Annotated in this window: 8 protein-coding genes and 1 tRNA gene; 3 read left to right on the top strand and 6 right to left on the bottom strand. The window is 74.3% G+C overall.

Going from position 1 to position 11,225, the window contains the following annotated elements; translation table 11 throughout:
• Nucleotides 1-35: 35 nt before the first annotated feature.
• On the bottom strand, nucleotides 36-1,751 hold the full coding sequence (gene metG / locus ACIRO3_RS13300; RefSeq protein ID WP_365997539.1) for a methionine--tRNA ligase: 1,716 nt from the start codon (nucleotides 1,749-1,751) through the stop codon (nucleotides 36-38).
• 284 nt (nucleotides 1,752-2,035) lie between these two features.
• Entirely contained in the window at nucleotides 2,036-3,958 is a 1,923-nt protein-coding gene (locus ACIRO3_RS13295; protein WP_404136303.1) for a hypothetical protein, read from the bottom strand.
• Nucleotides 3,959-4,318: 360 nt separating this feature from the next.
• Between ACIRO3_RS13295 and ACIRO3_RS13290 the strand changes: the two genes are divergently transcribed.
• Nucleotides 4,319-4,840: a sigma-70 family RNA polymerase sigma factor gene (locus ACIRO3_RS13290; protein ID WP_365997537.1), complete on the top strand. Its 522-nt coding sequence runs from the start codon at nucleotides 4,319-4,321 to the stop codon at nucleotides 4,838-4,840.
• Nucleotides 4,837-6,690, top strand: coding sequence for a hypothetical protein (locus ACIRO3_RS13285; protein WP_404135727.1), 1,854 nt, complete (start codon nucleotides 4,837-4,839; stop codon nucleotides 6,688-6,690). Before ACIRO3_RS13290 ends, ACIRO3_RS13285 begins: the two co-directional genes overlap by 4 nt.
• A 10-nt stretch (nucleotides 6,691-6,700) precedes the next feature.
• Here the strand turns inward: ACIRO3_RS13285 and ACIRO3_RS13280 are convergent, their stop codons facing one another.
• The 3 genes from ACIRO3_RS13280 to ACIRO3_RS13270 form a co-directional block, all read right to left on the bottom strand.
• Nucleotides 6,701-8,296 carry a protein kinase gene (locus ACIRO3_RS13280; RefSeq protein ID WP_404136300.1) on the bottom strand — a complete coding sequence of 532 codons (1,596 nt, stop codon included), beginning with the start codon at nucleotides 8,294-8,296 and terminating at the stop codon, nucleotides 6,701-6,703.
• Nucleotides 8,297-8,450: 154 nt separating this feature from the next.
• Nucleotides 8,451-8,538: transfer RNA gene (locus ACIRO3_RS13275), tRNA-Leu, on the bottom strand.
• A gap of 204 nt (nucleotides 8,539-8,742) precedes the next feature.
• Nucleotides 8,743-9,684 (bottom strand): beta-ketoacyl-ACP synthase III, encoded by a 942-nt coding sequence (locus tag ACIRO3_RS13270; protein WP_361772562.1) that lies wholly within the window; start codon nucleotides 9,682-9,684, stop codon nucleotides 8,743-8,745.
• Nucleotides 9,685-9,895: 211 nt separating this feature from the next.
• Between ACIRO3_RS13270 and fdhD the strand changes: the two genes are divergently transcribed.
• Nucleotides 9,896-10,723, top strand: a complete 828-nt coding sequence (gene fdhD / locus ACIRO3_RS13265; RefSeq protein ID WP_361772564.1) for a formate dehydrogenase accessory sulfurtransferase FdhD — start codon at nucleotides 9,896-9,898, stop codon at nucleotides 10,721-10,723.
• A gap of 70 nt (nucleotides 10,724-10,793) precedes the next feature.
• Here fdhD and ACIRO3_RS13260 read toward each other — a convergent pair whose 3' ends face one another.
• The gene (locus tag ACIRO3_RS13260; protein WP_404135723.1) at nucleotides 10,794-11,219 is read right to left on the bottom strand and encodes a (2Fe-2S) ferredoxin domain-containing protein; all 426 of its coding nucleotides are present in this window, start codon (nucleotides 11,217-11,219) and stop codon (nucleotides 10,794-10,796) included.
• Between the last annotated feature and the right edge of the window lie 6 nt (nucleotides 11,220-11,225).

The following is an 11,225-nucleotide window of genomic DNA, read 5'->3' as shown; positions in this document are numbered from 1 at the left end:
GGGTCGCGCCCCTCACCCAGGCGAAGACGTGGGCCTCAGGCCTCGGGCGAGCCGCCGAAGCGCTCCCGGTACGAGTCCAGGTCCTCTTCGGTGATCTTCGCGAAGAGCACCGGCGGCACGGTGAACGGCGTGCCGGCCGCAACCGCGTCCAGCGACCTGGCCTGCTCCGGCGTCACCCACGTCGCGGTGTCCTCGGCGAGCGTGAACGCGGAGCGCATGGCGCGCGCCGAGGCCGGGATGAAGGGCTCGGAGACCACCGAGTAGAGGTGGATGAGGTTCATCGCGGTCCGCAGGGTGAGCGCGGCACCCTCCGGGTCGGTCTTGATCTCCAGCCAGGGGGCCTTCTCCTCCAGGTAGGAGTTTCCGGCCGACCACAGGGCGCGCAGCGCCGCCGCCGCCTTGCGGTACTGGAGGGTCTCCATGTGGCCTTCGTACTCGGCGAGCAGCTCGGCGATCTGCCCCCCCAGCTTCGCCTCGGCCTCGCCGGCCGCGTTGCCCGCCGGGACGTCGTCGCCGAACCGCTTGCGCGAGAAGGACAGCACGCGGTTGACGAAGTTGCCGAGGGTGTCGGCGAGGTCCTTGTTGACCGTGGCGGTGAAGTGCTCCCACGTGAAGGAGGAGTCGTCCGACTCGGGCGCGTTGGCGATGAGGAAGTAGCGCCAGTAGTCGGCCGGGAGGATCTCCAGCGCGTGGTCGGTGAAGACGCCGCGCTTCTGCGAGGTGGAGAACTTGCCGCCGTAGTACGTCAGCCAGTTGAAGGCCTTGACGTAGTCGACCTTCTTCCACGGCTCGCGGGTGCCGAGTTCGGTGGCCGGGAACATCACCGTGTGGAACGGGACGTTGTCCTTGGCCATGAACTGCGTGTACCGGACGTCCTCGGCCTCGTACCACCACGCCTTGTAGTCGCGGCCGGCCGGGTCGAGGTCCGCCCACTCCTTGGTGGAGGCGATGTACTCGATCGGGGCGTCGAACCAGACGTAGAAGACCTTGCCGTCGGCCGCCAGCTCGGGCCAGGTGTCGGCGGGGACGGGAACGCCCCAGTCGAGGTCACGGGTGATGGCGCGGTCGTGCAGGCCCTCGGTCAGCCACTTGCGGGCGATGGAGGAGGCCAGCTGCGGCCACTCCTCCTCGTGCTCGGCCACCCATGCCTCGACCTCGACCTGGAGCTTGGACTGGAGCAGGAAGAGGTGCTTGGTCTCGCGGACCTCCAGCTCCGTGGAGCCGGAGATCGCCGAGCGGGGCTCGATCAGGTCCGTGGGGTCCAGGACGCGGGTGCAGTTCTCGCACTGGTCGCCGCGGGCCTTGTCGTAGCCGCAGTGGGGGCAGGTGCCCTCGACGTAGCGGTCCGGCAGGAAGCGGCCGTCGACCGGCGAGTACACCTGCCGGATCGCCCGCTCCTCGATGAAGCCGTTCTCCTGGAGCCGACGCGCGAAGTGCTGGGTGATCTCGGCGTTCTGCCGCGAGGAGCTGCGGCCGAAGTAGTCGAAGGACAGCTCGAAGCCGTCGTAGACCGCCTTCTGGGCGTCGTGCGCCTGCGCACAGAACTCGGAGACCGAGAGACCGGCCGCCTTGGCGGCGAGTTCGGCGGGGGTGCCGTGCTCGTCGGTGGCGCAGATGTAGAGGACGTCGTGGCCGCGCTGGCGGAGGTACCGGGAGTACACATCCGCCGGAAGCATCGACCCGACCATGTTGCCCAGGTGCTTGATCCCGTTGATGTAGGGAAGCGCGCTGGTGATCAGGTGTCGAGCCATCCTCGGATGCTCCATTCGTTTCATTTGTACGGATTTACGCGTGACGAACCGTCGTGACGGATCGTGATGCTGTTCATCGTATCGAACCGCCGAAAGGCGCCGTCCCGCATTTTCCACGGGTGGACCGAACACAAAAGCGAGGACAGTGACCTCTCCGTCACGGCCCTCGCGATGGGGCCCATGCTACAGCCGGAGGGCCGGGGCCCCGACCGGTGGCCGCAAGGTGGACGGCCGCACCCGAGGGGTCCGGGGCGGCGCCCGGCCCCGGCGTTCAGTCCCGGCGTTCAGTCCCGGCCGCCGGCCGCCCCGTCGAGCGCGGTGATCCCGGCGCCGCTCGCCAGCCTCCCGGTCACCCGCACCGCCGCGCCCCGGGGGCCGGCCGGGGCGACGAGAGTGCGCCCGGCGCTGTCCGCGCGGACCGCGCCGGTCGCGGTGATCCCCGTGACCTCCCGGCTGCCGGCGGCGAGCTGGTACCAGCGGCCGGCCGGGGAGCGCCAGCGGGTGCCGGCGAGCAGGTGCTGCCCGAAGCGGCCACAGGCGGCGGTGGCCCGCGCCCGCGCCACGTCCTGCGGCGGACCGGCGGGCGGGCGCAGTTGGACGAGCACGTCCCCGGGGCCGGCCCAGCCGGAGGCCCGGGTGCAGGACCAGACGGCCCGACCGCCTCCGTCGGGGAGGTCCGAGTCGGCGAAGTCCCAGATGTTGACGGCGCGCACCCCCGCGCCGGGGAGTTCCCGCAACCGGCAGGCGACCGGTGCCCAGGCGGCCCGGGCGGCCGCACCGGTGGCCTCGCGCGGCTGCCGGGCGGGCACCGCGCCGGGTCCGGTGGGCAGGGGCGTGTAGGTGAGGTGCACGGGGGTGAGCGCGCCCAGGTCGGCGAGGACGAAGGCGTGCTTCTCCACGATGCGGGCGGAGGAGGTCAGTTCCAGCGCGGGCCAACTGTCGCAGGCGCCCGCGGTACGGGGCACCGCGGTGGAGGCGGTGACCCCGTCGGCGGCGACGGCCAGGGGCTTCGCCGCGTCCCCGGCCCGCGTCAGGTCGCGGGTGCCCGCCTTGGCGATCCACGGCGCGAGCAGGTACCGGGCGGCCGTGCCGGTGCGGCCGAGGCTGAGCGCGGCGGCCGTGGTGACCCCGGACTCGTCGGTACGGGCGAACGCGAGCTCCCGTTCGCGCGGCCCTTCGGCGGCTTCGGCGTAGCGGACGACCCGGTCCGCGTCGAGCAGGAGCACCACGGCCCGGCCGTCGCTGTCCCCCGCGTACAGCAGTTGGGGCGGACGGGCCGGCGGGTCCGTGGGCGTTCCCGGCGCGGCCGTCACCGGCACCTCGCGCGGTCGGGCCGCCCACGTGCCCAGGGCTCGGGCGAGCAGGGCCCGGTCGGTGGTGCGGGCGCCCCGGGCGGGCCAGGCGGTGAAGTCGACCCGCGCGGTGTCGGCCCAGGCCTCGGTCGGCGCCTTGACCAGCCGGGCGGGGTCCAGTGCCCCGGCGGCCACCGGCCCGGCGAGCGGCCGGGCGTCGGGGGCCCTCGACGCGGTGTGGGCCGCCAGGAAGCCGCCGGCGACGGCGAGCGCGGCCGTCGCGGCCCATACGGCCCGGGCCCGGCGACGGCGGCGCAGCAGGTCGGTGGGGCGGGCGCTGACCACGCTGGCGTCGAACTCCGGGTTGCGCAGGGCCCGCAGGAGCTCCTCCGCCGCGCAGGGGACGCCGTCGGGGCCGGCGGTGTCCCCCACGGGCACCGCGACGGCCTCCCGGACGGCGGCCGCCGCGTCGGTGGCGCCGGCCGCGCCGAGCAGTCGTACGACGTTCTCCTCGGACAGGCCGTCCAGCCGGTGCAGCACGAAGGCGGCCCGCACCGGGCCGGACGCCCCGGCCAGCAGTCGGGCGGCCTCGTCGATCCCGCCGGCCGGGGGCCACAGCCGCAGCCCCCACACGAAGGGCGGCGCCGGTGGCCAGGCCAATCGGGCCAGGGCGACGCGGGTCCGGCCGGCCGGGGCGAGGGAGGCGCGCAGCACGCGGATCCGCACGTCCTCCAGCGGGCCGCCCGGCCCGTCGGCCCCGGGACCTCCTCCCCCGGTGCGCGGAAGCGCGCGCTGCACGGCCTTGTGCGCCAGCAGTACGCGGGTGTGCCGCCCCGAAGTCCCGGGGAGCGTCACGTAGGCGAGCCGTACCAGTCGGGGGTACTGCTCGACGATGACCGCCTCGGCTTGCTCCATGGCGGTGGTGCCGAATCGCTGTGATGTGCCCACGCTCCGACAAACGAGTGAATCATGGGATGGTCACACGCGGTGTGCGGTCGCGGCGGCGACGGCGGAGGCGGGAGGCGAACGGCATATGCGTATGCGCCGGTTGAGGGGCGGCTCGATCGAAATTGGTCGCAAGTCGATCACCACTGTGCCGATTGCTTCCAGCTTTCTTCTCTGCGCCCTCCGAGTGCGCCCGCGCTGACAGGCTGGCGGTGCGGGCGCCCAAGGGGATGAGGGCTCAGGGGATGAGGTGGAGCGGTGAACGATGGCGGACCGGAGGAACCCGGTGGTGCCGTGGGACTGCCGAGCCGGCGACGGCAGCCGACTCCGATGACCCAGTGGGATCCGCCCGCGCGCCTGTCGTACTGGGCCTTCCACACCAACCGGCGGCCCGCCTACATGCGGTTCGCCTACCTCCAGCTGGGCTCCGACGCCGCCGCCGAGGACGCCGTGGACGCCACCTTCGACACGCTCATGAACGACTGGCTCCGCATGCTGCACATGGACCGCCTGGACGCCTACGCCTGGACCGTCCTCAAGCAACGGATCGTCGATCGGCAGCACCGGCGCGTCCCCTGCCCCCGGCCGATGGACGTCAGCGCCTTCGAGGCGGCCCTCAAAGAGGCCCACTGCGATCAGTACGAGGTACTGACCGACACCATCCGCTTCTACTCGGCCGTCTCGCGGCTCGCCGAGCGGCAGCGGGACACCGTGATCCTCCGCTACGGGCTCCAGTGCACCCCCGGGGAAGCCGCCTCGGTGATGGGCGTCGACGAGGCCACGGTCCGCTCGCAGCTCGGCCAGGCGCACCGGCGACTCGCCCGCCTGCTCGACGCGTCCGTCGAGTCATGAGGCCGCGCGAGAGTCGGGACCGCGACGCAACCCCTCGCCCGCTGGCCGAGTTCCTGGCCCGGGCGGGCGTCCGCGACCGCTATCCGCACTACGACCTCGGCGCGGCCGAGGCCCGGTTGCTGCGCCCCCCGCGCGCCGGCGCCGGTCACCGGCGGCTCGCCTCCCCGCCGGGCTGGAGCGACCCGGCCCGGGACGTGCCGCTCGACGCCGAGCGGGCCCGGCGCGACCTGAAGTCGGCCTGCCTGGGAGCCGTCTGCGATCCGAACGCGGAGGCCCGGCTCGCCTCCTTCGCCCGCGGCGGGCACACCGACCTGGCCGGTGCGGTGGTCTTCGGCTGCCTGCTGCACCTGTCCGGTCTCCGCGAAGGGGCCCGGTTCTGGTGGCAGTTCGCCGCCGGCTCCGGGCGGGCCCGGACCGCGCCGGCCGCCTACTGCCTCTTCCTCGACCACTCCCGGCGCGGCGAGCACCACGACGCCCGGGTCTGGGCGCGGGAACTGGGCCGCCGGGGCTACCGGCCCACCGGCCACCGGGAGCTGCGCGAGGTCCGGCTCTGCGCCCAGGCCGCCGTCCTGCGCTACGTGGACCAGCTCGACGATCCCGACCTGGGGCCGGTGCCGCTGCCCAAGCCGGGGCTGACGACCGTGCTGGCCGCGTTCCGCCCCTCGCCGGCGCCGCCCGCGCCCGCCGCACCGGGTTCACCGGGCGCCGGCCCGCCGCGCCGGCCGGCCCCGACCACGCCCTCCCGCGCCGGCGGTCCCCTCGGCGCGGCGGACGGCGCCCTCGCGGAGGCCCACCGCGCGCTGGCCGTCGTACGCGTCCTGGAACGCCGCCCGCTGGGCGTGCGGACCTCCCAACTGGGGCGTGAGGCGGGCCTGGCCGAAGCGGAACTCGCGCCGCTGCTGTCGATGCTCTGCGAGGAGGGGTACGCCTGTCGCCCCGGCGCCGGGGTCTACGGCCGCGGCCCGGCCCTGGACCGACTCGCCGCACCGGGCCTCGCGGGCCTCGCGGGCCTCGCGGGACAGCTCCGAAGGGCCCTGGCCCCCGTGCGGGACGGCGCGGGGACCGCCGTGCCCCTCGGCCGGTACCCGGGCGGGGAGGTCGGGATCCCGCGGCCGACGGACGGCGGCGGCGCCGCGCCGGGGTGGGAGTGGGTGGACCTCGACCTCCGGGCCGGCGCGCACGCCGCCGGGCTCGGGACGTGCCCGTTCACCGGGCTCGACCACGATCTCGGCGCGGACGGCACGGCCCGGCCGGCCCCGCCGGCCGTCGTCACCGACAGCCGCGTCCTCTTCCACGCCCTCGACCCGATGGCGTCGGGCACCCCGGTCTCGGACCTGCGCGCCCATCCGCCCGGGGGCGTCTGCCCCGTCGCGCCGATCGAGAGCGGCGCGGCCGGCTGCCTCACGCTGTCGCTGTCGCTGCCCGCGCCGCACGCGCACCGGTTGCGGCGCGCCGGGGACGTGCTGCGCCGCACGGCGGTGCCGGTGCTCCTGGCCCTCCTCCTGTCGGGCGCGATCCCGACGGACTCCCCCGCCGTTCGGGTGGACGTCACGGACGCGGCGAACGCCCCGAGCCCGCCGGCGCCGCCCGTCTCGCCCGCCGGGATCACCCCGGAGACCCTGCGGCACCTGCGCAAGCTCTTCCGTACGCCGGTCGGTGGTGGCGGCGCCGTCCCGGACGGACCCCACCTGGTGAGCGATCCGGTCGCGGCGGCCGCCTACCTCTTCGCCGCCGTACCGGAGGACGCGGAACGGCCGCGACTGGCCCTCCCCCACACCTTCGCGCCGCTCACCCCCGGCAGCCTGACCACGCCGGGCGGGCTGGTGGTCCTGGGAACGGACGAGACCTGACCGGGCCGCCCTACGTCGCGTTGGCGAGCGCGGGGACGAAGGAGTCCAGCGCCGCGTCGAAGTGGCTCCGCGCCTCTGCGAGCCGTCCCACCGGCGCGGAGACCCAGACGTCGTACATGCTGCCGTTCTCGTCCCAGCAGAGGTCGAAGGTGTGCCGGGGGCCCTCCGCAGCGGTGAAGCCGTTCCAGGTGAACTCCCACAGGGCGGCGGGCAGCCCGTTGTGCGTGGTCCGCACGAGGGTGTTGTCGCGGTAGCCGGGGTTGGTGTCGGGGCCGGCCGCGTCGGAGGTCCCCATCGCGGCGAGCGGCCCGCCGGCGACCGGCGGTGTCGACTTGATGCCGATGCGGAAGGCGCCGTCCGGGGAGACGTAGAAGACCCGCCGGTCGTCCGTGCTGCGCCGGTAGCCCTCGGGCACGGCGAGGCTGAAACCCTCCCGGTCGACGACGGTGCGGTAGCCGGCGGGCGCGGGTTTGGCGGGCGCGGAACGTTCGGGCTGCGGGGTCCGGGACCCGACGGGGTTCGGGGCGGCCGGTGGCGAGGGGTCGGCGTTCGCGGGGCCGGGGGAGGCCGACGCGTCGTTCACCGGTCCGGCCGACCCGTTCGCGACCGGGGCGGTGGCGGCGGGGCCCGCCGTACCCGTCCGTCCCCGCGATCCGTCGTCGAGCAGCCGGGTCACGGTCACGGTGGCGACGACCGCCAACACGACGAGGGCCACGACCAGCCCGATCCTGAGGGCCGGGGGGGTGGGAGCGGCGGTGGGAGCGGCCGGTCGCACGACGTGCTCGGTCGGGGAGTAACCGGGCGCGGCGCCCGCGCCGGAGGTCCCGGCGGGCGGGGCGGGGTCGGCGGCCCGGGCGGGCAGGGGCACCTTCCCGGTGGTCACGTACGCTGACAGCAACCGCTCCGCCTCGGCGGCGTCCAACCGTCGCCCCGGATCCCGGTCCAGCAGGCCGCGGATGACCGGCAGCAACGGCCCCGCCTTGGCCGGAGGGCGGATCTCGTCGTGGACGACGGCGTGCAGCACCCCGCCGAGGGAGTCCCGGTGGAAGGGCGATTCCCCGGTCAGGGCCGCGCACAGCAGGGCGCCCAGCGACCACAGGTCGGATTCGGGTCCCGCCGCGGCGCCCCGCATGCGCTCGGGCGAGGTGTACTCGGGCGAGCCGACGAAGGCGCCGGTCTCGCTGATGGTGGTGGCGCCGGCGAGGTGGGCGATGCCGAAGTCGGTGAGGACCACCCGGTCGGTGCCGGCCTCCATCAGGACGTTGGCGGGCTTGACGTCCCGGTGGAGCACCCCGCGGGCGTGGGCCGCGCCGAGGGCGCCGAGCAGGGCGAGCCCGGTGCGGGCGGTCTCGGCGGGGTCCAGCGGCCTTCCGGCGGTGAGCCGGTCCGCGAGGGACCCGCCGTCGACGAGTTCCATCACGATGTACGGCCGCCCGTCGTCCTCCACGACGTCGTGGACGACGACCACGTGCGGATGTCGGACCTGGGCGACGGTGCGCGCCTCCCGCAGGGCGCCCGTGGTTTCCGTCCCGTCCTCGACGTGGAGTTCCTTGACGGCGACCGACCGCCCGAGCAGTTCGTCTCTCGCGCGCCAGACGGTCCCCATCCCGCCCCTGCCCAGCCGCTCCTCCAGCCGGTAACGCCCGGCGATCACAAAGCTGTTGCGCGGATGGTGCTGCGACACGTGTCTCCCCCTCGCCCCGTTGAGGGCCATGATGCCGCACAACGCAAAAAGCCCCACCGAAGTGGGGCTTTCGTGCTGGTGTCCGAGGGGGGACTTGAACCCCCACGCCCGATAAAGGGCACTAGCACCTCAAGCTAGCGCGTCTGCCATTCCGCCACCCGGACCAGGTGGTCGGCCCCGGTTTCCCGCGGCGACATGGACAACAATAGCAGGGGATCGACGTGGTTCCGACCAGGTATTCGGCTCCGGTGGAATCCGACGCGCCGCTCTGACCTGCGGGCATACCCTGCCGGGCCTGGCGAGACGGTACGTCTCACCGGCCTGCCGGGGAAGGGCGGCTCCGCGTCCCGCGCGACGGTCCCGGCCGGCTACGGGCAGTGGATGACCTGACCCGCGTACGAGAGGTTGCCGCCGAAGCCGAAGAGCAGGACCGGGGCTCCGGAGGGGATCTCGCCGCGCTGGACCAGCTTGGACAGGGCCATCGGAATGCTGGCGGCCGAGGTGTTGCCGGAGTCGACGACGTCGCGGGCGACGACGGCGTTGACGGCTCCGATCTTCGCGGCGAGCGGCTCGATGATCCGCAGGTTCGCCTGGTGCAGGACGACGCCGGCCAGGTCCTCGGGGGTGATCCCGCTCTTCTCGCAGACCTTGCGGGCGAGCGCGGGGAGCCGGCTGGTGGTCCACCGGTAGACGGCCTGGCCCTCCTGCGCGAAGACCGGGGGCGAGCCCTCGATCCGCACGGCGTGACCCATCTCGGGCACCGAGCCCCACAGCACCGGGCCGATGCCGGGCTGCTCGCAGGCCTCGACCACGGCCGCGCCGGCGCCGTCACCGGTCAGCACGCAGGTGGTGCGGTCGCTCCAGTCGGTGATCTCGGTCATCTTGTCGGCGCCGATGACCAGGGCGCGGGTGGCGGAACCGGCGCGGATCGCGTGGTCGGCGGTGGCCAGGGCGTGGGTGAAGCCCGAGCAGACGACGTTGATGTCCATGACGGCGGGGCCGCCGCCCATGCCCAGCTTGGCCGCGACACGGGCGGCCATGTTGGGGGAACGGTCGATCGCGGTGGAGGTGGCCACGAGGACGAGGTCGATGTCGTCGGGGGTCAGCCCGGCGTTCGCGAGGGCCTTGCCCGCGGCCTGGAAGGCCAGCTCGTCGACCGGTTCCTCGGGTCCCGCCATGTGGCGCGTCTTGATGCCGACCCGGGATCGGATCCACTCGTCGTTGGTGTCGACCATGGCCGCGAGGTCCTCGTTGGTGATCACTTTGGCGGGCTGGTAGTGCCCGAGCGCCACCACGCGTGAACCGGTCATGAACGGGATTCCCCTCGTCGACAGTCAGGATCACCCAGCTTCGCCTGCTACCGGTCGGTACGGGTGCGCGTGACCCGACAGGATTAAGGCACCTGAATTTGGAGAATTCCGAGGATCCTCCTGCCGGGGGCGTCCTCGACGGCGGATCCGCGAGAATGGGCCCGTCAGGTGCACGACGTGCACGACGAGGAACGAACGGTGGACTGATCACATGGGACGGGTCACCGAACGCCGTCGCGTCGTCCGGATCCGCGGCGGCGTGGCCGGGGCCCGCCCGGACACGCTGGTGGCCGAGGAGCCGCTGGAGATCCGGCTGAACGGCAAACCGCTGGCCATCACGATGCGCACCCCGGGCGACGACTTCGCGCTGGCGGTGGGCTTCCTGGTGAGCGAGGGCGTGCTGGCGCACGCCTCGGACGTCCGGGCCGTCACCTACTGCGAGGGGGCGACCTCGGACGGTTCGAACACGTACAACGTGGTGAACGTGCAGCTCGCGGCCGGGGTGCCGGTGCCGGACATCACCTTGGAACGCAACGTCTACACGACGTCCTCCTGCGGACTGTGCGGGAAGGCGAGCCTGGACGCGGTGCGGACGGCGACCCGGTTCCCGGGGATCGCGGCCGACCCGGTCCGGGTGGGCGCGGACCTCCTCTCCCTGCTGCCGGACCGGCTGCGCGCGGCCCAGAAGGTCTTCGACCGCACGGGCGGGCTGCACGCCGCGGGCCTGTTCTCGGCGCGGGGCGAGCTGCTCGACCTGCGGGAGGACGTGGGGCGGCACAACGCCGTGGACAAGATCGTCGGGCGGGCGTTGCAGGCGGGCCGGTTGCCGCTGTCCGGCTCGGTCCTGCTGGTGTCGGGGCGGGCCTCGTTCGAACTGGCCCAGAAGGCGGTGATGGCGGGGATACCGATTCTGGCGGCGGTCTCGGCGCCGTCCTCGCTCGCGGTGGACCTCGCGGTGGAGACGGGGCTGACCCTGGTGGGTTTCCTGCGCGGGCCGGACATGAACATCTACGCCGGCGAGCAGCGCGTGAGCCTGTAGGCCCTGCCGCCGGCGACCGCCGTGGTCGATGCCCCCGTCGTAGGCGACCCCCTCGTCGGCGCCCCTGCCGTCAGCGTCCCTGGCGGCCACGGCGGGTCGGGGCGGGTTTCGGCTCCGGGGGGTCGATGCGGTGCAGGTCGAGGGTGGCCGGGAGCGGGGTTGCGCCGGGGCCGCCCGCCTCGGCCCACGCGATGATCTCGTCGGTCGCGATGTCGTCCAGGGCCCAGCCGAACCAGGCCGCGCGGGCACCCTTGCGGCGGGCCTCGCTCGTGGGTTGGACCACGATGACGTTGGCCTGGGCGCAGGGGCCGAGACAGTCGCTGGTACGGACGGCGAGGCGGCCCCCGGAGGCGGCGGCGGCCTCGCGGAGCCGGGCGAGTTGGCCCGCGTGGTCGGAGCCGGGGTTCTTGCGGGGGTCCCCGCAGCAGCAGCCCCGGCAGACCACCAGGGTGCAGGGGCGTTCGGCGTGGGCGGCGAGCGGGCGTATCCAGGTCACCGCCGC

Origin of the sequence: Streptomyces sp. NPDC102278 (assembly GCF_044766345.1) — a bacterium.
Taxonomy (GTDB): domain Bacteria; phylum Actinomycetota; class Actinomycetes; order Streptomycetales; family Streptomycetaceae; genus Streptomyces.
Note: the sequence above shows the minus strand (reverse complement) of the source record. Positions and strands in the feature narration are given on the sequence as shown.